The sequence below is a fragment of the Actinomadura sp. NPDC023710 genome, assembly GCF_040639875.1.
GTDB classification, from domain to species: domain Bacteria; phylum Actinomycetota; class Actinomycetes; order Streptosporangiales; family Streptosporangiaceae; genus Spirillospora; species Spirillospora citrea.
In genome coordinates, this window is sequence record NZ_JBFAGB010000012.1 from 63,228 (window position 1) to 89,698 (window position 26,471).

The 26,471-nt window shown below is 73.0% G+C and carries 23 protein-coding genes; 10 read left to right on the forward strand and 13 right to left on the reverse strand.

Going from position 1 to position 26,471, the window contains the following annotated elements:
* The first annotated feature begins 95 nt into the window (after nt 1-95).
* The gene (locus AB0H37_RS15955) at nt 96-305 is read left to right on the forward strand and encodes a hypothetical protein (protein WP_360613304.1); all 210 of its coding nucleotides are present in this window, start codon (nt 96-98) and stop codon (nt 303-305) included.
* A gap of 1 nt (nt 306) precedes the next feature.
* Here the strand turns inward: AB0H37_RS15955 and AB0H37_RS15960 are convergent, their stop codons facing one another.
* The 6 genes from AB0H37_RS15960 to AB0H37_RS15985 form a co-directional block, all read right to left on the reverse strand.
* Nucleotides 307-738 carry a DUF6069 family protein gene (locus AB0H37_RS15960; RefSeq protein WP_329096983.1) on the reverse strand — a complete coding sequence of 144 codons (432 nt, stop codon included), beginning with the start codon at nt 736-738 and terminating at the stop codon, nt 307-309.
* Nucleotides 739-796: 58 nt separating this feature from the next.
* On the reverse strand, nt 797-1,732 hold the full coding sequence (locus tag AB0H37_RS15965; protein ID WP_360613306.1) for a sigma-70 family RNA polymerase sigma factor: 936 nt from the start codon (nt 1,730-1,732) through the stop codon (nt 797-799).
* Nucleotides 1,733-1,745: 13 nt separating this feature from the next.
* Complete coding sequence (locus AB0H37_RS15970) at nt 1,746-2,129, reverse strand: SgcJ/EcaC family oxidoreductase (RefSeq protein WP_360613308.1); 384 nt, start codon at nt 2,127-2,129, stop codon at nt 1,746-1,748.
* Nucleotides 2,130-2,297: 168 nt separating this feature from the next.
* On the reverse strand, nt 2,298-3,539 hold the full coding sequence (locus AB0H37_RS15975) for an amidohydrolase (protein ID WP_360613310.1): 1,242 nt from the start codon (nt 3,537-3,539) through the stop codon (nt 2,298-2,300).
* A 194-nt stretch (nt 3,540-3,733) separates the two neighbouring features.
* Nucleotides 3,734-4,093: an MmcQ/YjbR family DNA-binding protein gene (locus tag AB0H37_RS15980; protein WP_360613312.1), complete on the reverse strand. Its 360-nt coding sequence runs from the start codon at nt 4,091-4,093 to the stop codon at nt 3,734-3,736.
* A gap of 40 nt (nt 4,094-4,133) precedes the next feature.
* Nucleotides 4,134-6,224 (reverse strand): peptidoglycan recognition protein, encoded by a 2,091-nt coding sequence (locus tag AB0H37_RS15985; RefSeq protein ID WP_360613314.1) that lies wholly within the window; start codon nt 6,222-6,224, stop codon nt 4,134-4,136.
* Between the two features lie 201 nt (nt 6,225-6,425).
* Between AB0H37_RS15985 and AB0H37_RS15990 the strand changes: the two genes are divergently transcribed.
* On the forward strand, nt 6,426-7,427 hold the full coding sequence (locus AB0H37_RS15990; protein ID WP_329096971.1) for an ATP-dependent DNA ligase: 1,002 nt from the start codon (nt 6,426-6,428) through the stop codon (nt 7,425-7,427).
* Nucleotides 7,428-7,462: 35 nt separating this feature from the next.
* Here AB0H37_RS15990 and AB0H37_RS15995 read toward each other — a convergent pair whose 3' ends face one another.
* Nucleotides 7,463-8,053 carry a TetR/AcrR family transcriptional regulator gene (locus AB0H37_RS15995; protein WP_329096969.1) on the reverse strand — a complete coding sequence of 197 codons (591 nt, stop codon included), beginning with the start codon at nt 8,051-8,053 and terminating at the stop codon, nt 7,463-7,465.
* A gap of 82 nt (nt 8,054-8,135) precedes the next feature.
* On the opposite strand from AB0H37_RS15995, the gene AB0H37_RS16000 reads away from it, so the two are divergent.
* Both AB0H37_RS16000 and AB0H37_RS16005 read left to right on the forward strand, forming a co-directional pair.
* On the forward strand, nt 8,136-9,191 hold the full coding sequence (locus AB0H37_RS16000; RefSeq protein ID WP_329096968.1) for a hypothetical protein: 1,056 nt from the start codon (nt 8,136-8,138) through the stop codon (nt 9,189-9,191).
* Between the two features lie 298 nt (nt 9,192-9,489).
* Nucleotides 9,490-10,656 (forward strand): DUF4185 domain-containing protein, encoded by a 1,167-nt coding sequence (locus AB0H37_RS16005; RefSeq protein WP_329096966.1) that lies wholly within the window; start codon nt 9,490-9,492, stop codon nt 10,654-10,656.
* Nucleotides 10,657-10,862: 206 nt separating this feature from the next.
* Here the strand turns inward: AB0H37_RS16005 and AB0H37_RS16010 are convergent, their stop codons facing one another.
* From AB0H37_RS16010 to AB0H37_RS16035, 6 genes are all read right to left on the reverse strand, one after another.
* Nucleotides 10,863-12,749: a cutinase family protein gene (locus tag AB0H37_RS16010; RefSeq protein ID WP_360613317.1), complete on the reverse strand. Its 1,887-nt coding sequence runs from the start codon at nt 12,747-12,749 to the stop codon at nt 10,863-10,865.
* Nucleotides 12,749-13,918, reverse strand: a complete 1,170-nt coding sequence (locus AB0H37_RS16015; protein ID WP_360613318.1) for a serine hydrolase domain-containing protein — start codon at nt 13,916-13,918, stop codon at nt 12,749-12,751. Before AB0H37_RS16015 ends, AB0H37_RS16010 begins: the two co-directional genes overlap by 1 nt.
* Before the next feature lie 194 nt (nt 13,919-14,112).
* A complete protein-coding gene (locus AB0H37_RS16020; protein WP_360613320.1) occupies nt 14,113-16,002 on the reverse strand; it encodes a BTAD domain-containing putative transcriptional regulator in 1,890 nt (629 codons plus the stop codon).
* 161 nt (nt 16,003-16,163) lie between these two features.
* Nucleotides 16,164-16,892 (reverse strand): TetR/AcrR family transcriptional regulator, encoded by a 729-nt coding sequence (locus AB0H37_RS16025; protein WP_360613322.1) that lies wholly within the window; start codon nt 16,890-16,892, stop codon nt 16,164-16,166.
* Between the two features lie 79 nt (nt 16,893-16,971).
* On the reverse strand, nt 16,972-17,826 hold the full coding sequence (locus tag AB0H37_RS16030) for an SGNH/GDSL hydrolase family protein (RefSeq protein WP_360613324.1): 855 nt from the start codon (nt 17,824-17,826) through the stop codon (nt 16,972-16,974).
* A gap of 242 nt (nt 17,827-18,068) precedes the next feature.
* On the reverse strand, nt 18,069-19,097 hold the full coding sequence (locus AB0H37_RS16035; protein ID WP_360613326.1) for a LacI family DNA-binding transcriptional regulator: 1,029 nt from the start codon (nt 19,095-19,097) through the stop codon (nt 18,069-18,071).
* Nucleotides 19,098-19,270: 173 nt separating this feature from the next.
* Here AB0H37_RS16035 and AB0H37_RS16040 point away from each other — a divergent pair, with 173 nt between their 5' ends.
* Genes AB0H37_RS16040 through AB0H37_RS16065 form a run of 6 tightly spaced genes read left to right on the forward strand, consistent with a single transcriptional unit; the run spans nt 19,271 to nt 26,465 of the window.
* Nucleotides 19,271-20,236, forward strand: coding sequence for a dihydrodipicolinate synthase family protein (locus AB0H37_RS16040; RefSeq protein WP_179831617.1), 966 nt, complete (start codon nt 19,271-19,273; stop codon nt 20,234-20,236).
* Nucleotides 20,233-20,490 carry a (2Fe-2S)-binding protein gene (locus AB0H37_RS16045; protein WP_179831618.1) on the forward strand — a complete coding sequence of 86 codons (258 nt, stop codon included), beginning with the start codon at nt 20,233-20,235 and terminating at the stop codon, nt 20,488-20,490. The genes AB0H37_RS16040 and AB0H37_RS16045 overlap by 4 nt, the downstream gene beginning before the upstream one ends.
* A complete protein-coding gene (locus AB0H37_RS16050) occupies nt 20,487-21,914 on the forward strand; it encodes an NAD(P)/FAD-dependent oxidoreductase (protein ID WP_360613328.1) in 1,428 nt (475 codons plus the stop codon). The genes AB0H37_RS16045 and AB0H37_RS16050 overlap by 4 nt, the downstream gene beginning before the upstream one ends.
* A complete protein-coding gene (locus AB0H37_RS16055; protein ID WP_360613330.1) occupies nt 21,911-23,089 on the forward strand; it encodes an FAD-binding oxidoreductase in 1,179 nt (392 codons plus the stop codon). The genes AB0H37_RS16050 and AB0H37_RS16055 overlap by 4 nt, the downstream gene beginning before the upstream one ends.
* The gene (locus tag AB0H37_RS16060; RefSeq protein WP_179831621.1) at nt 23,086-24,414 is read left to right on the forward strand and encodes an amidohydrolase family protein; all 1,329 of its coding nucleotides are present in this window, start codon (nt 23,086-23,088) and stop codon (nt 24,412-24,414) included. Before AB0H37_RS16055 ends, AB0H37_RS16060 begins: the two co-directional genes overlap by 4 nt.
* Nucleotides 24,411-26,465, forward strand: coding sequence for a hydantoinase/oxoprolinase family protein (locus AB0H37_RS16065; RefSeq protein WP_360613332.1), 2,055 nt, complete (start codon nt 24,411-24,413; stop codon nt 26,463-26,465). Before AB0H37_RS16060 ends, AB0H37_RS16065 begins: the two co-directional genes overlap by 4 nt.
* Nucleotides 26,466-26,471 lie beyond the last annotated feature (6 nt).

The following is a 26,471-nucleotide window of genomic DNA, read 5'->3' on the forward strand; positions in this document are numbered from 1 at the left end:
CGTGGATCACCGTCGTCACGTACGAGAACGTCCGGGGCTGCCCGGGCCCCGCGGCCGCGCTGCGGGGTTGACTGCGTGACCGCGGCATCGACTGGATGCCCTTCCAGGACGACGAGGTCATGATAGGGCTCGCCTGCGGGCGCGACGACGACGGGCGCGCACGCGGCTGGTACAGCGTCCAGGTGCGGGCCGAGGCCCTCCGGCCCCTCGGTCTGCATCCCGACCAGCCGACGTCCCGGGTCACCGGTCCCTCGCCCCCGGCGTGGTGGCACGCCGCCGCGGAGCGCGGGGCGCGCTCGCGGTGACTCAGTCGTCCGCGGCCGAGAGGCGGCGGGCGAACATCGGGATGATGATCGCCGCGGCCAGGACGTGCGCGGCGCACAGCATCACCTTCGTCGAGGTCGCCGTCGCCCCCGCGGCAACGGGCGTCGTGAACGACAGCACCGTCAGCGCGACCGCCGCCCACACGAACGTCCGGGACGGCCTCCCGGCGAACCGCGCGAGGAGCATCGCGAGGACCGTCCCCCAGAACGTGCAGATGACGGTCCCCATCGCGAACATGCCGACCATGATCGGTTCGGTGGCGTCGGCGCCGACGCCGCCGGCCTCCATCGGGACGCCTGCCGCGCGGGCGGCCAGGCCGAACAGTTCGGTGGCGACGGATCCGGCCAGCGCCGCGGCCGCGCCGGTCAGCCAGATCGGGCGGCCGCTGCCGGTGAACGTCTGAGCGATGTCCATGATGTGCTCCTTTCAGGGCTTCTGAAAGGAAGTCGAAGCCGCGGCGCCGGAATCGACATCATCCGCCGAATATCTCCGGCAGATCGAACGCGGCGAACACCCGGGCGTCCTGGAAGACGACGTTGCGCGCCACACCCCGCGGGGTCACGGTGAAGACCTGCAGCGTGTGCAGCCGGTACGCGCCCTCGGACCGCCGGTACGCGACAAGGGCCGGCTGCCCGTTGGCGGACGTCCGCGCCATCCGCCAGTCGGCGCCCGCCATCGCGAACACCCGCGCCATGAACCGCCCGTAGTCGCGCCGCCCGCGGTACCAGAGCGGCACGGGCGGCATCTCCATGACGGCGTCGTCGGTCAGCAGCGCCACCAGGCCGTCGACGTCGGCCGCCTCGAACGACCTCACGTACCGGTCGAGGACCGCGGCGATCTCCGCGTCGTCCGGCTCGGCGATCTCCTCCTCCGCCGCGACGCCCGACAGGCCCGCCCGGGCGCGCTGCAGGGCGCTGTTCACCGCGGCCGGAGAGGTCTCCAGCAGTTCCGCCGTCTCGGCCGCGCCGCACTCCAGGACGTCCCGCAGAATCAGCACGGCCCGCTGTCGGGGCGGCAACACCTGCATCGCCGCCACCAGCGCCAACCGCAGGCTGCCGCGCCGCACGACCCGCGCCGCCGGGTCGTCCAGCAGCGCGTCCGGGAACGGCTGCAACCACGGCACCTCCAGCGACGGGGTCAGCGGCGCGTCCGGGTCGTCGCTCGGCCCGCCGAGCCCGGACGGGAGCGGGCGCCGGGCCCGCCCCCGCAGCGCCGTCAGGCACACGTTCGTCGCGATCTTGTAGAGCCAGGTGCGGACGGACGCCAGGCGCGGCTCGTAGCGGTCCCGGGCCCGCCACGCGCGCAGCATCGTCTCCTGGACGAGGTCCTCCGCCTCGTGCACCGAGCCGACCATCCGGTAGCAGTGCACCAGCAGCTCGCGCCGGTAGGAGTCGAGATCCTCGTCCACGGTGGTCCTCCGGTCAGCGGGCGGGCGCGTTGGCGTAGGCGGCGACGAGCCACCGCCCGTCCCGCCGCGACAGCACCCAGGTGGCGAGCCGCTCGCTTTCGGGCGGGAACTCCTGCTCCCCCGCCATGATGATGCCCGCCCTGCTGACGACGATCGCGGTGTCGCCGTGCACGCGGACGTCCTGCGGCTCGTCCACGCCCCGGGAGCCCTTGAGCGGCCCGTCGAACGCGGCGGCCATGTAGCCGCGCACCGCCTCGCGGCCCTGGTTGAACACACCGGGCATCACCACGGTCGCGTCCTCGACGTAGAGGTCGGCGAACGCGTCGGCGTCGCCGTCGCCCCACGCCTTGTACAGCCGCTCGAAGACTTCGCGGACGGCCGTCTCGTCGCTGTTCATCGCTTGAGTCCCTTCTCGAACCGGATCGGTCGAGGTGTGTACTGCGGGGAGCTCACCGATTCATCGCTCCGCCGCAGGAAATCTCGCGGCGGAAACGACAAGGGGCCCGGCGTGAACCGGGCCCCTCGGCCGTGATCGATGAGGGGTCGATCGCGGTCGGTCGGTGCGTCAGACCTCAGACCGTGACCGGTCCAGAGCCTTCAGCGCCGTGTGCACCAGCAGCTGGACGCCGAGCGCGATGCAGCTCTCGTCGACGTCGAAACCGCCCTGGTGCAGGTCGTACTTCGGCGTGCCGGGCCTGCGCACGCCGAAGCGTCCGAGGGCGCCCTTGGTCAGTTCGAGGTACAGGGCGAAGTCCTCCCCGCCGATGCTCTGACCGGTGGGGTTGATCTTGTCCTCGCCGAGCGCCAGACGACCGGAGTCCCGGAAGATCTGCACGCTCGCCGCCTCGTTGATCGTGGGCGGCAGGCCGATCGAGGTGATCAGCTCCGCCTGGATCCCGTAGAGCCCTGCCAGATGGCCGAGCAGCCTCCGCAGCTCGACCAGGGCGAACTGCCGGTCCTGCGGGTCCAGGCAGCGGAGCGTCCCCTCGAGGAACCCCTCGGTGGGAATCGAGTTCGCCGCCGCGCCCGCCTCGATGCGGCCCCAGGCCAGCGCGTGGGCGGAACGCGCGTCGATCCCGCGCGACAGCACCGCCGGCAGGCCGACCTGGATGGCCCCCATGGCCGTGATCAGGTCGGCGGTCAGGTGCGGCCGTGCGGTGTGCCCGCCCGGCCCGGTGACCTCCACCCGGATCTTGTCGTAGGACGCCGTGATCGCCCCGGTCCGCAGACCGAGGTATCCGACCTCCTGCGCCGGATCGCAGTGCAGCGCGAAGATGCGCTCCACCCCGTCCAGACCGCCGGCGGCGATCACGTTCCGCGCGCCGCCGGGCAGCTCCTCGGCGGGCTGGAAGATCAGCCGCACCGTTCCGGGAAGCAGGCCGGCCTCGGCCAGCATCGCCAGGAAGCGCCCCGTGCCCAGCACCATGGTGGTGTGGACGTCGTGGCCGCAGTTGTGCGCGACGCCCGGCACCGTCGAGCGGTACGGGACGTCCTTGGTGTCGTGCTGCGGCAGCGCGTCGATGTCCGCGCGCAGCGCGATCATCGGACCGTCGCCCCCGCGGATGTCGCAGATGACGCCGGTACCGCCGGGCAGGACCCGCGACTGGAGGCCGATCGCGGTCAGGAACCCGACGATGGCCGTGGTCGTGCGGTGCTCCGTGAATGCGACCTCCGGGTGCGCGTGCAGGTCACGGCGGAAGCCGATCAGCTGCTGCTCGCACCGGGAGAGGTATTCGTCGACCCGGCGCCTCAGGCCGCCGAGGTCGAAACCGGACGCGCCCGCGCCCGGAGTCCAGATTTCGGACATGGCTTTTCCTTACGTGTCTTGTTTGTCGTGTGGCGTCTGATGATCACCACGGGGAACAACGTACACGGATAGTGCGATTTTGCAACACGTGCCGACCGCGGTAAGCGAGCCTTAGGAATCGACCAAACCCGGGAAAAAGGAAAAATGGTCGGAAAGGGGAAGAAGGTAACTGTATCCCGGCGCAGAGAAGCGGGTCAGAGACGGGCTCGCTCGGCGCGCGTGAGCTTGGCGACCACGAGGTCGTAGGAGTGGTCGACCAGCTCCCACACCTCCTCGGCCGGCACCGAGCCGTCGAGGACGACGGTGTTCCAGTGCCGCTTGTTGAGGTGGTAGCCGGGCGTGACCGAGGCATGGCGGGCGCGCAGCTCCTCGGCCAGGCCCGGGTCGCACTTGAGGCTGACGCTCGGCGGCGACGCGCCCAGCGGAACCAGGGCGAACATCCGCCCGGCGACCTTGAACACGGCCACGTCGTCGCCGAACGGGTAGTCCTCCACCGCGCCCGGCTTGGCCACGCACTCCGCGATCACCCGATCACGCCACGACCCGTCCGTCACCCCTCACACCCTAGAGCCCCGTCCCGGCGCGGCCCCCGTCTCAGCGGAGGTAGACGAGGCCGTCGATGCCGACCATGGGACGGCCCGAGGTGCCCGCCACGACGATCTTGATGGTGTGGCTGCCGCTGCTGCTCCAGGTGCGCGTCCACATCAGCTGGCGGTAGGCCGTGGTCGACGCCCGGGTGTCCAGCGTGCCGATCTTGGCGCCGTCCACGTAGACGTCCACGGCGCCCAGGTAGGAGGCGCGCTTGAAGATGAGGCCCGCGGTGCGCCCGGTGAACGTCCAGCTCGCGCTCGCGCCCCGGTACTTGCTGTAGAGGCCGCGTCCGCCCAGGTAGGAACTGGTCGTGCTGAGACCCCAGGTGCCGGTGCGGCGCGCGGCGCCCTCGCTCTGGCCGCCGGTGTAGCGGCTCAGGCTGGAGGTGCCGGCGTTGCCCGCGGCGTCCGTGGCGGCCAGCGTCCAGGTCTGGGTCGTGGACGGCTTGGCGACCGCGGCCCACTGCGTCGTGGTGGTGGAGAACGTCTTGGCCGCGGGGGACGTGGCCTTCAGCGAGCCGAGGAGGGCGTTGTCGCCGGCCTTCCAGGTGAGCCAGACGGGCCACGCGCCGCTGTTGACCGTCGCCTTGCGCAGCGAGAGCGCCTCGGACGAGATGACGGGGCGCGTCGTGTCCGCGACGACCGTGAAGACGGGGGACGCCGAGGCCGTCCCGTCGGCGAAGGCGGCGTTCAACCGGACCGCGTGCGTCCCCGGCGCGAGGGTCACCGTGGCGGAGGCGGCGCCCGCGGCCGGTGTCGCGGCCGTCGCGCCGTCCACGCTGACGGTGTAGGTCGCGCCGTCCGCCGGCGTCCAGTTCAGGGTGGCCGTGCTCTTGGTGTAGTAACGGCCCCCGGCGGCGTTCGCGCCGGTCACGGTGGCGGCCAGGGCCGGGACGGTGATCTGCTTGGCCGCCGTCCGGACGGCGGGAAGCGCGGAGTAGAGCTGCGCGCCGGGGCACGCGGTCGCGAACCCGTCGCGGTGGCCGGAGATCGTGTTGAACTCGACCTGCTGCCCGAAGGGGTACTTCCCGCCCGTCCCGTTGGGCGCGGCCGACGTCAGCGTCGTTTTGGCCGTCGGATCGACCCCGGTCAGGCCGAGCTTCCACGCGGCGATCCTCGCGACGCCGTCCAGGGCGGCCTTGGTGGGCGCGACTCCGGGAACGTCCGGGTCGTTCGCGGCGGTGTAGGTGCCGAGGACGGCGATCCCGGTGGTGTCGGTGTTGAACCCGTAGGTGTGGGCGCCGTGGACGGGACGGTCGACGCCCCCGCCCCGTCCCTCGAAGACCGTGCCGCACTTGTCGACCAGGAAGTTGTAGCCGATGTCGTCCCAGCCCTGGCTCTGCACGTGGTACAGGAACACCGACCGGATCACCGACGCCGACTCGGTGCAGGAGTAGCCGTTGCCCGTGTCGGTGTGGTGGACGAACGCGGCCTTGACCGAGGTGTCATAGGCCGGCGGGTTCCGGACGATGGACTCGTCCGCGCCCCACCCGGCCCGCGCCACGATCGCCGGCTTCGGCGCGGTGACGGGCCCGGCGAGGGGCGTGGTCGCCGCCACGAGCTTCATCCCGGTTCCACCGGCCGGTCCCGCCGCCCGCGGCGTCGGCGCCGCCGCGGAGGCGCCCGGGTCGATCAGGTCGACGCGCAGGCCCGCCGGCAGCGCGCGGCCCTGCCCGGTCACGCGCACGTCGACACCATTGGACGGGCCGACCCACAGCCCGTTCGTCCCGCCACGTCCACCCTGGTCAGGGGCATCGGCCAGCTCCGGCTCCAGCGTGCGCCAGCCCGACCAGCGGCCGGTCTTGGCGTCCCGCGTGCGGAGCCGGACGGTTCCCCTGAGCTCCTCGCGGGGCTTGTCCCAGGTGACGCCGACGAGGCTGAACGGCTCGGTCTCCGCGGCCGGCAGCCCCTTGACCCTCTTGTCCGCGGCGGCCGCGGTGGCCATGTCCGCCAGCGGGCGGGCCTGGACCCGTCCCGGCCCCGGCCGGGTCGCGGAGGCCGTCGTCGCCGTGGAGGTCGAGGAGACCGTCCAGACCACCGTCCCCGCCACCGCCATGGCGGCGAGCGAGGTCCCGATCACTGTGCGCTTGAGCATTCTTCCCCGTTCACAAGGCCGACCCCGGTGATCATTCAGCGCCGAGATCATCCAGAACGTTACAGCTCGCCCGCGTCCGTCTGCCTGGTGCCCCCGGCAGGGTCGGCGGGAGGCAATGACCTGCCCAAACCCGTATCGAAGGGCACTTGCCGCGCCACCGGCGGGTACCTCGCACACGAGCCGCGATCGGGGGTGGGGGCGGTGCGCATCCAAGGGCCCGTCGCCCCCATGGCCGCGACCGCCCTCGACCACGTCCCGCAGGAAAGGGCCTGCTCGGGCGGCTGCCGCTACGAGCCGAAGTTCGACGGGTTCCGCTGCGTCGCGCGTGTGAGCGAGGAAGGCGACGTCCAGCTCTGGTCGCGCCGCCTCAAGCGCCTGGACGCGGCCTTCCCCGAGATCGTCTCGGCCGTCTCCGGAACCCTCCCGCCCGGCACGGTCGTGGACGGCGAGATCGTCCGCTGGGGACGCGACGGCCGCCTGGACTTCTCCGCCCTCCAGCGCCGTCACGTCACACGCCGCACCGGCTCCCCGATCACCGAGCCATGCCACTACGTCGTCTTCGACGTCCTGGAAGCCGGCGGAACCGACCACCGCTCCGCCCCCCTCGCCTCCCGCCGCACCGAGCTGGAGCGCCTCCTGAGCGACCTCCCCGGCACGTCCCGCATCGTCCTCTGCCCGCAACTCCGCGACGTGGGCGAAGCCCGCCTGTGGTTCGAGATCCTCGTCGCGCAGGGCGTCGAGGGCCTGGTCGTGAAGGCCGCGGGCGACCCCTACCAGGAGGGCAAGCGCGGCTGGTGGAAGGTGAAGCACCGCACCACGACCGAGGCGATCATCGGCGGAGTGACCGGCACCCGTGAACAGCCGGAGGCCCTGCTTCTGGGCAGGCACACGACCGCCGGAACATTCCGAGTGGTCGCGCGCACCACACCACTCAACCCCCGAGCCCGCACGGCACTGACCGGCGCCCTGTCCCAGGCGGGCGCGGACCACCCCTGGCCGGAGCCCCTGCCCGCAGGCTGGGCGGGCGGCCTCCCCGCCACCAGGGATCCGATCCACTACACCCGCGTCACCCCGAACACCGTCGTGGAGATCAGCGTGGACGCCGCAGTGGAACACGGCCGCTGGCGCCACGCCGCCCGCTTCGTCCGCCTGAGACCCGACCTCGCTCCCGAAGACGTCCCCCACGACCTGAACCTGGAGTGACCCTGAAGTGCTCGGTAGCGGTGCCCCCGGCCCGGTCAGGCGGTCCCGGCGGAACGGCCGAGTCCGGCGAGGTGGACGGCGATGATCTCGCGCATCCGCGCCGGGGTGATCAGGTGGGGATGGGTGGCGGCGTGGACGGCCAGACCGTCGACGAAGGCGTGCAGCCGGTCGGTCTCGTACTCCACGGCGGGTTCGGGAACGTCAAGGGAGCGCACTAGGGAGCGGCAGCCCTCGCGCAGGAGGCCGTACCCCTCGCTCTGCAGGGCCCGCAGCTTCGGATCGACCATCGCGCGGGCGGTGAAGGCCAGCCACACCCGGTTCTCGACGGCCCGCTCCTCGTCCATCGGCAGGAGTTCGGCCAGCACCAGCTCGGCGCGGCGACGCTGGTCGGGCTCGGGGGGAAGCGCCGCCATGCGTCGTTCGATCCGCTCGATGATCGCGCGCAGGGTGAACGCCAGCAGCTCGGACTGCGTCGCGAAGTAGTGCCGCAGCGACCCCATCGACAGCCCGGCCTCACTCGCCACGTTGCGGACCGAGGCCCGATCGAGTCCGTCGCGAAGGATCACCCGCAACACCGCCCCCGCCACGTCCAGGCGCCGTTGCTCGCCGTCCACCACTCTAGGCATCCCCCATTACTAGCACAGTCGTGCTACTATCCGCCCGTAAGTAGCACAGGTGTACTAGTAAGCGCCGAACGGAGACCGCCCGATGTACCTGAGGTCCCCCTCGCGACGTCCGTCCGGCACCGGTCCGCCGGCAGGCGGCCGCACGGCCCCGTCGCTGCTCCGCAGCCGCACCGTGGGGCTGGCCGCCCTGGGATGGGTGGCGGCGAACGCGCTGACGCTGGCCCTGGCCGGCCGCAGGCTCCCCCTCGATCTGCACGATGCCGGGGAGCGCACCACGTCCGCCCATCTGGTGGACCTCAACGTCCGGCTCGCAGAGGTCCTCCTCATCATGGCCCTGGTCTTCCTCCTCACCCGGCGCCGGACCATGCCCGACCTGGCGGCCCGCGCCCCCGAGCGCGCCACCGCGCTCCGCGAGACCCTGCTGCTCCTCGCCTACGGCGCGGGCGGGCTCGCCCTCGGGTTCGCGGTGGGGCGGGCGTTCGGCTGGCACCCGTTCGGCCTGCACCTGGCCGGCTCGATGAACGAGACGAACGACCACGTCACGCGGGCCGAGGCGATCGCCTGGGCCGGTTACAACCTGGTGGTGTTCGCGATCGCGCCGCTGGTGCACTTCCGGCGCCGCTACTCCGCCCGGGCTCTCAACCTGGTCTCCGCAGACCGGCGCCGCGACCTCCGCCTGATCGTCGTCGTGCTGCTGGTCGAGGCGGCCGTGCAGACCGCCGCGCTGCGACCGGAGATCTTCGGCCTCGGCGCCAGGCAGCTGCTGCTGGGCGCGCCGCTCACCTTCGTCCTCTACATGGCGGGGACGGTCCTGCCGACCATGGTGTTCGTCTACGCGATCCTGATCCCGCGCTTCGTCAGGCTGACCGGCTCGACCGCGACCACCGTGGTCTTCGGCGGACTGGCCTACGCGGCCCTGCACGTGAGCGACTCCTGGACGGAGTACGGCTCCCTCCGGGAGGCGGCCGTCTCGATCGCCTTCCTGCTGCTCACCTACTTCGGCCCCGGCATGGTGAAGGCCTGGCTGACCGTGCGCACCGGCAACGCGTGGGTGCACGTCTGGGCCTACCACGCCCTGGCGCCCCACACCTTGGTCGACACACCCCACGTCGCCCACACCTTCGGCATCCACCGATGATCACGGTCACTGCTCCAGTGCGCTGACCAAGGCGTCCTGAGCCGGTTCCTTGACCGCCCCCGGTCCCTCGCCGGCCTCGCGGAACCGCTCGGCCACCGGATCCCCGGCGACCCGTCGCGGGGACGAATCGGATCACTGATCGTGGTTCTCTGGCGACTCTCCCTCGTTCTACGGTAAAACAGACACTGATGTTCTTCTGAGCTTGTCGCCGACGACCGGGATCCATCGATCCTCGCCAAGGGCTGCGGCGCCAAGGGCATCTCCAGTGCACGAGAGTCGACCTGAAAGGCATCGCCAGATGACACGTCCATCGGACGACAAGGGCACGGCCACCAGCGGTCTCTCCCGCCGCAAGCTCCTCAGGGCGGGTGCCGGCGTGGCGCTCGGCGCGGGGGCGGTCGGCGCAGGCTGGGTCGGGTTCAGCCAGGACGGGCGGCAGGCGACGGTGAGGACGGCCGGCGGACCGGGCGACCCGTCCAGCCCGACCCTCGCGACCAAGATCAAGAACTTGAGCGGCCCGATCGAGACCGGCCCGTTCGCCTCGCCCTGGACCGACCTCGGCATCCCCGTGCGGTGCCCGGACGGCACCATGCTGTTCGTCTGCGGCGACACCTTCAACGGCGACCACGTGCCGAACCCGGGCGAGCCCGCCGACGACTGGCGCGCCCCGGTGGGCCTGCGTTCCAGCAACGGCGACGTGAACAACCTGCGCATCGACGGAAGCGTCGGCGGAGGCCACGCCCGGGCCATGGTCGACGAACCGCACAACCCGGTCGGTGACAAGGCCACGACCGCGATCCCGTCCGACGCGTTCGTCGTGGACGGCGTCATGTACATGCACCTCATGCGCGGCGTCATCTACGACACCCACCACACCGACTTCTGGCGCTCCACCGACAACGGCGAGACCTGGGAGTACCTGTGCCAGTGGCCGGGTGACCTGCACGGCGGCCAGTTCCAGCAGAAGACCTACGCGGTGGCCGACGACGGGTGGTGCTACGTCCTGTCGACGGTCTTCAACCGCGACCGGGACTCGGGGATGCTGCTCCACCGGGTCCGCAAGGAGAGGCTCGGCGACCCTGGCGCCTACGAGCCGTGGGGATACGCGGACGGCGACTGGCGCTGGGGGGCGCCTCCGACGACGGTCTTCGGTGTCCGCAAGTGGGGCGAGATCTGCTTCCGCGCCATGGACGGCAAGTACGTTCTCACCTGGCTGAACATGAACGCGCTGTCGATCCGGGCGATGGTCTTCCCGCTCCCGACCTCGGACCTGACGAGGACGCTGGAGCAGACGATGATCCTGCCGTCCGCTCCCGGGGCGGAGGCGGCCAACCTGGTCGCCAGCCCCTACGGCGGCTTCGTCGTCCCCGGCTCGACGTTCGGCAACTTCCACATCATCGTCAGCCAGTGGTACGACCCGAAGAACTACCGGATCATGCAGTACAAGATCAACATGCTCTCCTGAGCCGGGACCGGGCGCCGTCCCCGGACGGCGCCCGGCACCGCCCGACCGCCCACAGCCCAGGCACTTGCCCTGCCGGGTCTGTGGGCCGTTCTCATTCCGGCCAGATCGGAGCGCCGGGCCCGGGGGAGGCATGGCCCATGCGTCACCGGCAGGCCGGGCGTTCCCCGGCCTGCCGGTGACGAGTCCTCCTGGACGGACGATGGGGATCAGGCGGTCTCGATGCGCTGGGCGAGCCAGTTCTCAAGGACCTCCAGCGCGGGGCGCCCGCTGCCGTCGACGGGGGCGGTGCCGTACATCACGTGCCGCTGCGTGCCGTAGAAGACCGCGGCGTCGAGGCCCTCCTTGACCAGGTTGCTCGGGTTGAGCCGGGTCTTGAGCAGCCCGTTGAGCGTGCCCTTGGGCAGCGGCACGCCGGCGACGTTCAGGCCGTGTTCGGTCAGATCGGTGACCTGGGGGACCAGGGAGAGGAGATCGACGCCGTAGAAGGCGTTGAGCGACTTGACCGGGTCGGCCGGGTCGATGGCCGGAGGACGCTTCGGGTCGAAGTCGTCCAGCTTGTTCTGGATGGCGCGCAGGTCGCGGGTGATCCGGACCCAGTCGACGCGGTCGAGGACGGCGAGGGCCTCCCCGACGGCGCGCTCCGGGGAGCCGGGGGGCCACATGGCCAGCAGCGCGGCGAGGGGGGTGAGGTCGACCCGGTTGGCCGTCTCGGCCAGCGGCATCAGCCGGTCCTCGATCGCGACCAGGGAACGGTAGACGCCTCGCGTGTCGCCCCGCTGCGCGTACACGGGGACGGCCCGCGCGGCGCGCTGGATGCCGCGGTAGTCGATCCTGCTGATCCCGCCGATGACGTTGCTCGCCTGGGCCAGCAGCGCGACGGGCTGGAGCCCCTGGATGACCTTGGTGACCTTGGCCACCTGGTCGGAGGGCAGCCCGGTCAGCGGCGCGGCCTTGGCGGCGGCGGCCAGCGCCGCCCGTGCCAGCGCGGCCGTGTCCCCCGCCTTCGCGGCGGCCTGCACCGCGTCGAGGTCGGTGGCGAGTCCCACCAGGTCGGTGTTGGACAGCGCCTGGAGCACCTGGCCCGCCATGTGGTTCTGCGAGCCGGGCGGGGAGTTCAGCAGCGTGTTCACCAGGACGGGGTTGGCGACCAGGCGGGTGAGCGTCTGCAGCGGGCCGACGAGTTTCGCCAGCTCGCCGGCGGTGCCGGCCGCCCCGGTGGTGTCCTTGCCGCGCGCCTGGCCGGTCAGCGTCTTCAGGCCGGTGGGGACGGCGGTGAGGTCGGCCGGCTTGCCGTTGGCGGTGCCGAGGTCGGTGGAGAGCTCGCGCTCGGCCGAGCCCTGGAGGTTGGCGAGGCCGACACGGCTCAGCACGGTGCCGAGGGTGGCGGTGAGCTCGTTCTCCTCCGGCAGGGCGCAGTACAGGTCGCCCTTGAGGCACACGTTCGCGACCCGGCCGGACAGCTCGCCGAATCCCTGCGGCCGCGGCCCGGCGAGGCCCCTGGTGCCGGGGAGCGGATCGCCGAGGTTCACCTCGCCCTTGGTCCCCCTGCCGGGGTCGGCCGCGCCTCCGCCCGCGATGTAGGAGGCCGCGGGGACCGGACCCTGTCCCGCCCCGATCTGGGCGGCGATGTCGCCGTTGACGTCCGCGCCCTGGCTGAAGCCGAGCCCGACGAACCGGGTGCCGGGGCAGTCACGGGCGATGTCCGTCATCGCCTTGCGGGCGGCGTCGATCCCGGTCTGCTTGGAGTCGTTGTAGGTCTTGCCCTGGTCGAACGCGGTCGCGTTGTAGCCGACCCAGTACGCGGATATCCGGTCACCGAACCGTTGTTCCAGCGGTTCGGTGACGCCGCGGAGCATGCCGACGGGCGTGTCGGGGTCGGCGGCCGACGTGGTCTCCCAGGTGCCGGGCACGACGATCAGCTTGATCGGTGTGCAGGACATGGCCTCGGACGTCCGCGCCGCGTTGACCGTCCCGTCGGTGTTCAGCAGCGGCACCGCGGCGGCGGCCGCGACCGCTCCGGCCACCGCGACCGCGATGGCCGACCTGCGGTAGCGCTGCCTCATCGGCTTTCTGGCATGCAGTCCGGAGCTCATCACTGGCCCTTCAGCGCGCAGTAGGAGTCCTGGGCGGCCTTGACGACCGCAGTTTCGGCCTTGCCGGGGATCATGTTGTAGCGGTTGGTGGCCACGACGGCCTGGGTCTTGCCGTCCGGGCTCGTGAACCACTGGCTGAAGTAGCCGAGCGCGGCGCCGTTGTGCGACCACGCGGTGCCGCACGGCGTCTTCGCCATGATCACGCCGAGGCCGTAGGGCTTGTCGGACGCGACCTGCTGCAACTCCCGCTGCTGCGCGGGGGGAAGCAGGCGGCCGGACGCGAGCGCGCGGGTGAAGTCGGCGAGGTCCTCCTGGGTGGACACGATGGCGCCCGCCGCACCGAGCACCTGGACGTTGGAGAACGAGATGTCCCGGATGGTGAAGTAGCCGTGCAGCCAGTTCCCGTACAGCTTGGGGTCGGCCTCGGGGAAGGTGGTGTCGGTGAGGCCGAGCGGCTTGATGATCCGGCTGCTCACCTCGGCCGCCGGGTGGTGCCCGGTCGCGGCCTGGATGATCAACCCGCCGAGGATGTAGTTGGTGTTGGCGTAGTTGAACTTGGTGCCGGGCGCCGACAGCGACTTCTTGGACGTGGCGACCTTCACCAGAGCGCGCGGATCCCACCGCTTGTGGGGGTTGATGTCGACGACGTAGGACCCCGAGATCCACAGGTCGTTGAGGTAGTCGGGGAGCCCGCTGGTGTGGTTGAGCAGCTGCCGGATCGTGATCTTGCGGCCGTCGTTGCCGTTCGCCGCGACCAGGCCGGGCAGCCACCGGTCCACGGTGTCGTTCATGGACAGCTTGCCCTCGGCCTCCAACTGCAGCAGGACCGTGGCCACGAACGCCTTGGTGTTGCTGGCGATGCGGAACTTCGCCTTCGGGTCGGCCGGCACGCGCCGGAACATGTCGCCGTAACCGGACGCGGCATACTGGGTGTTGGTGCCGCTGCGGACCATCCCGATCATGCCGGGCAGCTTCTGCTCCGCCTGGACCTTCGCCACGCGCTCCTGGAGGAGGGCGCCGGCCCGCACTTCGTTACCGGTCCCGGTCTTCGCGCCGACCGAGCCGACCGTGGCCTCCCGGTCCTGCACGCCCACCGTCACCGCCGTCACGGTGGCGGCCGCCGCCACCAGCGTCGCGCCGGCGCGGACAAGGAACTTCCGACTTCGCATTCGGTCTCCCAGACAATTCGACGATCGTGTCCGCGACGCTAGTGAGACCCGTTGACATTACGATGACAAGCGAATATCGAGGCCGCCTTGCCCGTCGTATCGGCCTGGCATTCCATGGACATGCCGAAAACGCGCCGAACGCTTCTGGGAATCGTTCGGCGCGTGCTGCCGGAGAAATGGACGACGAACGGCGGCTAAAGGCGGGAAGGCGTGCCTGCGACGGCGACCAGGCCCGCCATGCCCGGGGTCTGTGACTCCTCCGCGGCGAGTTCTTGCGCGAACAGTGCGAGCAGTCCGTTCAGCCGGTACTGGTGGACGGACGGCTGCTGCACGAGGTTCGCGTCCACCAGGTTCTCGAGCGCCCGCTCGGCCCCCTGGGCGGCCCAGCCGAGGGCGGCCGCCAGCGCCCGATGGCCGGATCGCCCGTCCGGAGCCGTTCCGAGCGCGCGGAACGCCCGCCGCTCGGCGGCCGGAAGCCGGTCGTAGGAGAGCCGGAACGCCCCTTCCACGCTCCGGTCCTCCGCGGTGAGCTCGGCCAGGCGGCCCCGAGCGTCGGCCATCCGGTGCACCAGATGGCCGATCGCCCAGGACGGGCGGCTCTGGAGGCGCGCGCCCGCGATGCACAGCGCCAGAGGCAACCGGTCGCACATGGCCGCCAGCTCCCGCACGGCGACCGGCTCGGCGGCGGCGCGCTCGGCGCCCACGATCCGGGTCAGCAGCGCCTCCGCCGCCTGCCGGGTGAGTCCCCCCAGCGAGACCCGGCGGTCCACGTCCAGCCCGACCAGCCGCCGGCGGCCGGTGACCAGCACCCGGCTGCCCGCTCCCGCGGGGAGCAGCGGGCGCACCTGGTCGGCGCCGGACGCGTCGTCGAGGACCAGCAGCAGGCGCAGCCCGGCGGTCGCGCTCCGCCAGGACGCCGCGAGCTCGTCCAGGTCGCCGGACGCGTTCCCGGCGCCGACCGCCCGCAGCAGCCGCCGCAGCGCGCGTTCCGGCGGCACCGCGTCCCGCCGCTCGTCGTGCCCGTGCAGCTCGACGAACAGGCAGCCGTCCGGGTGGTCGCGGCGCAGCGCACGCGCGGCGCACACCGCGAGCGCGGTCTTGCCGGCGCCCGCCACCCCGTCCACCGCCACCACCGCGGGCCCGCCCCCGCCGGTGAGCAGCGCCAGCTCGTCCTGCCGCCCGACCAGCTCACCGACCTCCGCGGGCAGCTCGTCGGGGACGCGCCGCGCGGACGGAACCGGCGAGCTCGCCCCCCGCCCGGCCTCGTCTCGCGGAACGAGGTCCAGGGCCGCGTCGTCACCGCGCAGAACCGCCTGATGTACCCGCCGCAGCCGCTCGCCCGGCTCCACCCCGAGGTCCTCCACCAGTCGGTGGCGCAGGTGCGAGTACGCGGCCAGCGCGTCGGCCTGGCGGCCGCTCCCGTACAGCGCGCGCATGAGCAGCGAGGTCAGCGACTCGCTGTGCGGGTGCTTGGGCATCAGGGCGTGCAGCTCACCGACGGCGTCCACGAACCTGCCGAGCTGGAACTGGCATTCGATCTTCTCCTGCAGAAGGGAGAGCCTGCGCTCCTCCAGCCGCAGACGTTCCGCCTCCGCGAACGGCCCCGGAAGCCCGGCCAGCGGCTCGCCCTGGAACAGCGCGAGGGCATCGAGGCAGGCGCTCGCCGCGGCCGCCAGATCGCCGGACCTCCTGGCGGCGGCCGCCTCGTCCGCGGTCTCGTCGAGCCGCATCAGGTCGACCGCCGTCCCCCGGCTGACGAAGCGGTAGCCGCCCCGCTCCCGGGCGATCACCGACTCCTGCGCGTGCTCGCCGAGCGTGCCGAGGCAGCGGCGCAGCCGGTGGACGTACACCGGCACGATCTTGCTTCCCGAGCCCGGCGGTTCGACGCCCCAGACGCCGTCGAGCAGCTCCCGCTGGCTGACGGTCATGTCCGGGCGCAGCAGCAGGGCGGCCAGGAGGGCCTGCTGCCTGAGGGGGCCGAGGTCGAGCCGGGTCGCCCCGCGCCACGCCCGGACCGGGCCCAGCACGGTGAAGTCGAGCAGGCGGGGGGCCGGGTCCGGCGTCGTGTCCGAGGTCATCGCCATCGCCATCATCAGACCGATCTCTTCGAACTGCTGATCAAGGACGATCCGCGCGTACAGGGGAGCGCAACGGACCTTGGCATAACTTTGTAATGGGTAGGTTATTACTATGTGATGGCCCGGTGCGGCGATTGGTTCGGACCATCGGCGTGGCGATCGTCACGTCACTGTGCGGGGCGCGGCCGCCGGCCCCGGCGGGGCGCGGGCTCCGGTGCGACGGCCGCGGCCGCCTCGACGTTCAGCAGCGACTGCCCGGCGGAGTGCTCGGCCGCCGCGCGGTCGTCCCCGAGCCCCACCAGCAGATTGATCACGTGCGGGCCCAGGATGTGCAGGACGCCGCGGCTCTCCTGGCCGAACACCCCCGTGCTCTCCAGCAGCACGTAGCCGTGGATCATGCACCAGATCTGCCCGGCCACCAGGACCGGGTCGTCCCGGCGGATCCGCCCGGCGTTCATGGCGCGCCGCACCAGCCGCGGCAGCAGCGCGAAGGCGTCGTTCACCTCGGCGGCGGTCGCCGGCGTGCCCTCGGCGGTGAGGTCGTGCCCGAACGATGGAAGCGCCCCCGGCGAGGCGATCCCGAACATCAGCCGGTAGCGCTGCGGGCTGGCCATCGCGAACTCCCGGTAGGCCAGCCCCAGGACCAGCAGGTCGGTCACCGGGTCGTCGGTGTCGGGCACCTGCCGCAGGTGCCGCTCGAAGCGCGCGAACGCCTCCCGCCCGATCGCCTCGTACAGCCCGGCCATCCCGCCGAAGTGGGTGTAGACGGCCATGGTGGACGCCCCGATCTCGGCGGCGAGCCCCCGCGCGTTCAGCGCCTCGGGACCCCGTTCCTCCAGCAGCCGCATCCCGGCTTCGATCAGCTTCTCGCGGGACCCTGCCGACGTCTTGGACATGACAATGTTATAGCGCGCCCAGAAGGGTCCGCTATCACCTGAACGGCCCTGTCTTTCTGTTGCGACACCCTCCGCGGGGTCAGGCGGTACCGGGGGCCCGCTCGGTGGACATGGTCGGCACGACCTTGAGGAAGGCATCGGCGATCTCCTGGTACCCCGCCGCCGTCGCATGGCCGTCGTCGTCGCTGCACTGGTACGTCCACGCGCAGATCCGTGCCACGGCCCGGGGGACGGTGCCGTACGGAGGGGCCGGCACCTCGGTGAGGTCGTGTCCGGCGAAGGCGCCGTTGACGTCCGCGACCCTGAACCCGGCGGCCACGTAGACGCCGTGCTCGTAGGCGTTGAAGGTGTCGATGACCGGAATCGAGGCGAGGGCGGCGGCCCTGCCGCCCGACACCCAGGACGCCAGGCCGGGGTTGTAGTAGTTCATGGCGGTGTAGAGGGGGGAGCCGCCTCCCGCCAGCCGCAGCCGCGCGGTGATCTGGGGCAGATTGACGATCAGCGAGCCCACGCCCTGGAGCGCGCAGCCCGCGTCGACGCCACCGCCGGGCAGGCACCCGTTGGTGTCATTGGCCCCGATGTCCAGAGTCACGTACCGGACGTGGCCAGGGTGCGCCTTCAGAAAGGCTTCGGCGGCGTCCGTCTGGGAGCCGGCCGCGTACCGGCAGATGCCGCCCTTGAGCATCGTCGTGGTGGTCTCCCCAGGGCAGCCGAGTTTCACCAGTTTCAACCGGGGATTCCGCGCCTTCAACGCGGCATGGAGCCGGTCGGTGTAACCCTGATCGGTCCTCCCCGCACCGGCCTGCACGCCCACGGACAACGAGTCGCCGAGCGCCAGGTAGTACTCCGGACCGCTCGCCGAGGCGACCGGCCCCACCAGCCCCAGCCCCGCCACGGCGGCGACCACGACGGCGATCGATCTGACCAGCCCCATCCCCGCTCCAGCGACCTCGGCACAAGCGCACCCCACCCGGCACGCACGTAACAGACGGCCCAAGCTAACAAACATCGCTGTCTATTTAAAGGCCCGGGCGTCGTCGGCGCCGAGTCGGCGGGGTCGACATGAGAGCCCACCGGGGCTCCGTCCGAATGCCCGGGACGAATTCCGACACCAGGCGCATCCATTTCGACTGACGCCGGGCCCCGCGTGTCACGGCGCGCGGTCTGGCGGGTGGGTCAGCGGGCTCGGGGTGGGGCGCAGGAGCCTCGCTGGACGAGTTGGGCTCCTACGCGGTAGGTGCGGCCGTTTCGGGCGGGGGGCACGTTGCCCCGGCCGCGTTCCAGTTGCTGGAGGAGCAGGTCCATGGCGAGTTCGCCCAGTTCCCGGGCGCCGTTGTCGACGACGGTGACGGGTGGGTGCCACCAGCGCAGCCAGCTGATGTCCTCGTAGCAGATGAGGGAGAGGTCGTCGGGGACGCTGACCCCGGCGGCCACGAGGGCGGGCAGGACCCCGAAGACGGCCTCGTGGTTGGCCGCCAGCAGGGCGGTCGTCTCCGGGGCGCGGCGCAGCAGCCGGTCGGTCGCGTCGGAGCCGAACGCCGGCTCGAACGGGCCGCGCTCGACCAGCCGCTCGTCGACCTCCAGGCCGCGCTCGCGCAGGGCCTGCTCGTATCCCGCGAAGCGCTCCTGCCCGGAGTTGGTGTCCGACGGCCCGCCGATGTAGCCGATGTGGCGGTGGCCGAGGTCCAGCAGGTGCCGGGTCGCCTCGTGGGCGCCGTCGCGGTCGGCCGCGAGCACGGTCGGGGCGGCGCTCTCGGGCGCGCCGCGGATGAGGTTGACCACGGCGGTGCCGCTCGCCAGCAGGGCGTTGGAGGCGGCGGCGTTGGAACCGGTGCCGATCAGGATGAGGCCGTCCACGCCGTGCTCGCCGAGCGTCTTGAGGATGGTCTCCTCGCGGCGCGGGTCGGCGTCGGTGATGTAGAGCATCATCTGGTAGTCCTCGGCCGCGGCGCGGCGCTGGACGACCTCGGCGACGGTGTGGAACGAGGCGTTCACCAGGTTGCCGACGACGAGCCCGATCAGGTGCGACTGCCGGGACCGCAGCGAACTGGCCGCGCGGTTCGGCCGGTAGCCCAGCCGCCGGGCGGCGTCCTCGACGAGGGCGCGCGTCTCGGCGGCGATCAAGGACGAGCCGCTCAGCGCCCGGGAGGCGGTGCTGCGGGACACGCCGGCGGCGGCGGCCACGTCCTTCAGGGTGACGCTCATCGTGCTCCGCTTCTGCAATCGATCCCACTGGCGGGCCAATCATGCCACAGGACGACGGGGGAGGGCAGGGCAACAAAAAGGAAGAAGACGACTCTTGACACCCGAGTTGGCTCTGCCGCAACCTTGTGCAACCGATCCCAGCGGGATGAGCTCTACAGACTCGGGGAAAGATCTTGGATCGCGACGACGTCTCATGGCACGGCTACTGGCCGGCGGCGCCCACGCCGTTCGCCGCGGATGGCGCGCTGGACGAGGACGCCTGGCGTGCGCTGCTGCGGCTGTACCTGCGGCAGGGCGTGCACGGCGTGCTGGTCAACGGCAGCACCGGCGAGTGGTTCGGCCAGAGCCCGGCCGAGCGCCGGCGGGTCGCCGAGATCGCCGTCGCCGAGGTGGCCGGCCGGGTTCCGGTGGTCGTCGGCGTCACCGCCTACACCCCGGCCGAGGCGATCGGGCTGGCCAGGCACGCCGCCGACGCGGGGGCCGACGGCGTGCTCGCCACCCCGCCGCCCTACGTCCACCCGGGGCCGGAGGAGCTCCTCGCGTTCTTCGCCGAGGTCAGTGCGGCCACGGACCTGCCGTTCATGGTCTACAACTGGCCGCGCGGCGTCGCCGTCGACATCGGCGACCACCCGGACCTGGTCCGGCGGCTGGCGGACCTGCCCCACGTCGCCGCGATCAAGGACAGCACCGGCGACTGGCTGCGGATGCTCGCGACGGTCGAGGCCGTCGCCGACCGGGTCCGCGTCTTCGGCAGCTTCCTGCACCGCCGCGGCCTGGCCGTGCTGCTGGAGCTCGGCGGCGACGGCAACATCGACGGGGGCGGGCTCGGCGCCCCGTTCGCCGTCCCGTACTACGAAGCGGTCGCGCGCCGCGACGGCGCCGCCGCCCGCACCTGGGCGGACCGCTACACCGGCCTGTCGGGACGGCTCATCCGCCCCGACTACAGCGGCGTGTTCGGCTCGCCGATCGCGCAGCTCAAGGGGGCCATGTCCCTGCTCGGGCAGCCGGGCGGGCACGTCCGCCCCCCGCTGCGGCCGGTCACCGGCGTCGCGCTGGAGGCGATCGGCGCGGTCCTGGAGGAGTCCGGCCTGACGAAGGCCCTCGCGCGGGAGCGGGACGCGGCCGGGGCGCGGCCGTGACCACCGGCACCCGGATCACCATCGACGGGGAACCCGTGGACGCCGCCGCGGGCGCGTCCCTGACGGCCGTGTTCGTCGCCGCCGGCCGCTGGCGGCTGCGCGACAACCCGGTCAGCGGGGAGCCGCGCGGGCCGTTCTGCGGGATGGGCGTGTGCTTCGAGTGCGAGGTCACCGTCGACGGACGGCCCGGTGTGCGGGCGTGCCTGACCAGGGTCCTGCCCGGCATGGCGATCGAGACGGGGACGGTCCGATGACCGCCTCGCGCGACGTGCTGGTCGTGGGCGGCGGCCCGGCGGGGCTGTCGGCCGCGGCCCGGCTGGCCGCCGCCGGGCTCGGCGTGACCCTCGTCGACGAGCAGCCCGAGCTCGGCGGCCAGTACTACCGCCGCCCGTCGCCCGCCGTGCTGCGCGAGCACGGCGATCACCGCCCGGAGGGCGGACGGCTGATCGCGCACGTGCGGAGCCTCGGCGTCGACTGCCTGACGGGCCACCTGGTCTGGGGAGTCGATGACGACGGACGGACGCTCCTGGCCACCGGCCCGGACGGGACTCCGGTCCGGCTGCGCGCACGCCACGTGATCGTGGCCACCGGCGCCTACGAACGGACCCACCCGTTCCCCGGCTGGCAGCTTCCCGGCGTCACGACGCCCGGGTTCGCCCAGCACCTGGCCGCCGCCGACGGCACCCCGCCGGGCAGGCGGGTGCTGGTCGCCGGGTCGGGCCCCTTCCTGCTGCCCGTCGCCTGCTCGCTGCTGGCCGCCGGCGCCGACGTGGTCGGTGTGGCGGAGGCCGGGCACCCCTACCGGCCGTCGCTGCGGGCCGCCCCGGCGCTGCGGCATCCCGCCCGGCTCCGCGAGCTGGCGGGATACGTGGCGCGCCTGGCCCGTGCGCGCGTTCCGCTCTGGCAGGGGCGCGTGGTGAGCGGGGCCGCGGGCGGTGACCGCGTCACGTCGGTCACGCTCGCCGCCACCGGTGATCCGGGACGGCCGCTGCGGACGCTGGACGTCGACGCCCTCTGCGTCGGCTACGGCTTCCGGCCGCAGACCGAGCTGGCCCGCCTGCTCGGCTGCGAGATCAGCGCCGACGCCGTGACCGGCGACGCCGAACCCGTCACCGACGCCTTCGGCCGCACGAGCCGCCCCGGCGTGTACGTGGTCGGTGAGGCGGCGGGCGTCGGCGGCGTCCACCGGGCCCGCGTCCGCGGGGCGATGGCCGCCGCGCACATCCTCCTCCGGGAGGGGAGCCCCGCCGCCCCGGGTCCCCGGGAGATCGCCCGGCTCGCCGCGCAGGGCCGCGCGCTCACCCGGTTCACGGCGATGAGCGACGCCCTGTACCCGAGCCCTGCCCGGTTGCAGGAGGTGCTCGCAGCCACCCTGGACGACGACACGATCGTGTGCCGCTGCGAGGCGGTGACCGCCGCCGCCGTGCGCTCCGCCGCCGGGGAGCGGGCCGGTGGCGATCTGAACGCCGCGAAGTCCTGGTCGCGCGCCGGGATGGGGCCCTGCCAGGGCCGCTTCTGCGGGTTCGCCGTCGCCGGTCTCGTCCGCGACGCCGCGGAGGCCCCGCCCGCGGGCGGGTCGCGGTGCGGCGTCCCGGTCTTCCCGGCGCGCCAGCCCGTCCGCCCCGTGCCCGTCGAGACGCTGCTCGCGCTCGGCGAGCAGGACGGGGGCGACGGATGAGCGCGCAGACCGCCGACGTGGTCGTGATCGGCGCCGGGGTGCTGGGCGGCGCGGCGGCCTTCCATCTCGCCCGGGGCGGGCACCGGGTGATCGTCCTGGACCGCGGCGCTCCGGGCCGGGAGGGATCGGGCACAACAGCGGGTAACCTGCACGTTCAGGCCGTCCACACCCGGCGGCCGGGGCAGGAGGTCCCGCTCGACAGCGCCCGGTTCCTGCCCCTCCAGCGTGCCGCGAGCGACCGGTGGAACTCGGTCGAGGCGGAGCTGGAGGCCTCGGTGGAACTGCGCCGCAGCGGCGGTTTCACCATCGCCGAGACGCCCGAGCAGCGTGCCGAGCTGATCGCCAAGCACGCGTGGGAGGAACGGGCCGGGATCCGCACCGAGGTCCTGGACGGCGACGGGGCCCGCGCCGCGCTGCCGCTGCTCGGCCCCACCGTCACCGCGGCCACCTGGTGTCCGCTGGACGGGTACGCCAACCCGCTGCTGACCACCCCCGCCTACCTGGCGGCGGCGGTGCGGCACGGAGCCCGGCTGCACCCGTTCTGCCCCGTCCGCGCCGTGGAACGTTCCGGATCGGGCTGGCGGGTCACCGCCGGGGACCTCACCGTCGAGGCCCCGCACGTGGTCGACGTGGCCGGGCCCTGGCTCGGGGAGATCGCCGCGCTGGCGGGGATCGGCCTGCGGATGACGCCCGTCGCCATCCAGATGCACGTGACCGTGCGGCTGCCCGAGACGCTGCGGTACCTCGTCCAGCACATCGGCGAGGGCCTGTCGGTCAAGCAGGTCACCGCGGGGAACCTGCTGATCGGAGGCGGCTGGCCCGCCCTGCGGCTGGAACCCGACGGCCGGAGCCCGGTCAGCCTGTCCAGCGTCCTCGGCAACGTCGCCCAGGCCGCCCGTGTCCTGCCGTTCGTGCGGGACCTGCGCCTGCTGCGGACGTGGGCCGGCCCCCTGGCCGCCACCCCGGACGAGATGCCGGTGATCGGGGAGGTGCCGGGCGCGCCCGGCTTCCTGGTCGCGGGCGGAACCTACGCCTTCACGTTCGCCCCGCTGTGGGGCGAGACCCTGCGCTGCCTGGTCGAGGGGAAGCCGACCCCGGTCGACGTCCGCGACCTCGGGCCGGACCGGCTCCTGGAGCCCGCCGCGCCCGCCGCGCCTTATGAGGAGGCCCGATGAGAGAGGAGACAGCGGTGCCGACAACGACCACCGCGCGGCGTCCCGTGCCGCGGGAGGGGACCCTCTGGCTGACCGGCGGGCACGTCGTCGACGTGCTCGGCGGGACGGTCCGCCGCAACGCCAACGTCGCGGTCGCGGCGGGCCGGATCGAGAAGATCACCACCGAGGCGCCGGAGCCGGGCGCCCAGCGCGTCGATCTCGGCGGCCGGTACCTGCTGCCCGGCCTGATCTCGGTGCACACGCACCTGTCGGTCGTGTACCCGTTCTCCGCCACCGACGAGGCCGAGAGCCCCGGCCTGACCGCGATGCGGGCCCTGTCACGGGCGCAGGACGCGCTGCACGCGGGCGTCACGTCGATCCGCTGCGTCCACGAGCAGAACCGCGCCGACCTGCTCGTCCGCACCGGCGTCGAGCAGGGCTGGGTGGACGCGCCCCGCATCATCGGCGCGGGCCGCGCCGTCTCCACCACCGGCGGCCACGGCCACGGCTCCGCCTGCTCCTACGCCGACGGCCACGACGGCTTCCTGCGCGCGGCGCGCACGGAGCTGGCCGCGGGCGCGGACCTGATCAAGGTGTTCATCACCGGCGGCATCGCGCACGAGGGCGAGTCGTTCACCGGCGCCCAGATGACGCTGGACGAGATGCGCGGGGTGGTCCGGGCCGCGCAGGAGCACGGCACCTACGTCACCGCGCACGCGGGGTCGGGGTCGGCGATCCGGGAGGCGCTCGCCGCCGGGGTCCGCGGCTACGAGCACGCCTACGAGCTGGACGACGCCACCGCGAAGGAGATGGCCGAGCGGCGCGTCTTCCTCACCCCCACCCTGTGCGTCACCCGCTGCCCCGACTGGATGGCCGAGCACTCCTTCAGCGAGTGGCAGATCCAGCGCGCCCTGGAGGTCGGCCCCGGCCACCTCGCCAGCATCCGCCGGGCGGTCGCCGCGGGCATCGCCGACCCGCGGGACCCGGGCGCGCCCGGGATCACCATGCTCGCCGGCACGGACTACCCGCCGGGCGAGCCCATCGAGGACACCGTCGTCGCCGTCCGCGAGATGGAGTTCCTCACCGAGGCCGGGCTGAGCCCGGAACAGGCGCTGCGCGCCGGCACCAGCGACGCCGCCCGGCTCGTCGGCCTGCACGGCAAGGCCGGGGCGGTCGAGGAGGGCCTGCTCGCCGACCTGATCGTCACCGACCGCGACCCGCTCTCGGACCTGTCCGCGCTGCGCCGCATTCCCTTCGTCATGCAGGGCGGACGCGTCGTCCGCGACGACCTGCCCGCCGCGCCGGCCGGACGGGCCGCCGCCGACGCCCCCGGAGGCACCCTGTGACGTCCTCGCCCCGTACCCGGCTCGCGGTCGACATCGGCGGCACGTTCGTCGACGCCATCGCCTACGACGAGGGGACCGGCGAGCTGCGGCTGCACAAGGCCCCGACCACTCCGGACGCCCCCGCGCGGGGTGTCCTGGACGCCGTCGGCGGGCTCGCCGGACGGCTGGACGACGTCGAGGCGTTCGTGCACGGCACCACGCTCGGGCTCAACGCCATCCTCCAGCGCCGCGGCGCCGACGTCGGGATCATCACCAACGCCGGGTTCCGGGACCTGCTGGAGATCGCCCGCGCCAATGTGCCCGGCCAGCACATGTACGACTTCGCCTACGCGCCCCCGCCGCCGCTCGTCCCGCGCCGGCACCGGACGGGAGTGCCCGGCCGGATCGACGCCCAGGGCGCCGAGGTGGAGCCGCTCGACGAGGACGCCGTCCGCGAGGCGGGCCGGATCCTGGTCGAGGAGCACGGGCTGCGCTCCCTCGCCGTCTGCTTCCTGCACTCCTACGCCGAGCCCGCGCACGAGCGGCGCGCGGCGCAGATCCTGCGCGACGCCCACCCGGACGTGTCGATCTCGGTGTCGACCGACATCAGCCGGGAGTACCGGGAGTACGAGCGGACGAGCACCGCGACCCTGGACGCCTACATCCGGCCCGTCCTCAGCGACTACATCGGGGCCCTGGAGGGACGCCTCGGCGACGCCGGGCTCGCCCGCCCGCTGCACATCATGCGGTCGGGCGGCGGCGCGATGACCGCCGAGCTGGCCCGCCGCGCGCCGCTGATGACGGTCCTGTCGGGTCCGGCGGGCGGCGTGGTCGGCGCCTCGTTCCTGGCCCGCGAGCTCGGCCGGGACAAGCTGATCTCGTTCGACGTCGGCGGCACCAGCGTGGACTGCTGCGTGATCGAGGACGGCTCCCCCGGCGAGGTGCACGAGGCCGCGATCGACGGCTTCCCGCTGCTCATCCCGATCTTCGACATCCGCACGGTCGGCGCGGGCGGCGGCTCGATCGCCTGGATGGACCACGGGCTGCTCAAGGTCGGGCCGCAGAGCGCCGGCGCGGTGCCCGGCCCCGTCGCCTACCGGGCCGGCGGCACCGAGCCGACCGTGACCGACGCCGCGCTGGTGCTCGGCTACCTCGATCCGGCCGCGTTCCTCGGCGGCGACATGAGCATCGACGCGGACGCGGCCCGCGCCGCCGTGGCGGACAGGCTCGCCCGCCCGCTCGGCGTCGGGGTGACCGAGGCCGCCGCGAGCGTCCTGCGCGTCCTGCTCGCCCGGACGGTCGGCGCGCTCCGCGAGATCACGGTCGAGCGGGCCCTGGACCCCCGCGAGTTCGCGCTGCTGGCGTTCGGCGGCGCCGGCCCGCTGCTCGGCCCGATGCTGGCCCGCGAGATGGGCATCACCGAGACCGTCGTCCCGCAGGTCCCGGCGGCGTTCTCGGCGTTCGGGATGCTCATGTCGGACCTGGAGTACGAGTTCGCCACCACCGTGCTCAAGCCGCTCAGCGACGCCACCCTCGCCGAGCTGGAACCGGCCTTCGCCGATCTGGAGAACCAGGGCGAGGAGGTGCTGTCGCTCCAGGGCGTCAAGCCGGAGGACCGCACCCTCGTCCGCCGCCTGGACGTCCGCTACCACGGCCAGGAGCACACGCTGGCCATCGACCTGCGGCCCGGGGACGACGCCGCCGCGATCCTCGACCGGTTCCACGGGCTGCACCGCGCCCGCTACGGGCACGCCATGCCGGACGGCGGGCAGATCCTCACGCTGCGGGTACGGGCGGTCGGCGTCCTGCCGAAGCCCGGCCTGCGCAGGCTCTCCGGCAGCGGCTCCGGCACGCCCGACCCCGCCGGGAGCCGCCCCGCCTTCGACGTCGCCACCGGCGAGACCGTGCCGTTCCCCGTCTACGAGCGGCAGGCCCTCGCGCCCGGCCACGCGGTGCCGGGGCCCGCGATCGTCGAGGAGGGCACCTCCACCACCGTGATCTTCAGTGACCAGCGGCTCACCGTGGACGTCCACGGCCACCTGCTGGTGAGCAGCCCGGAGACGGCCCAGTGAGCCAGA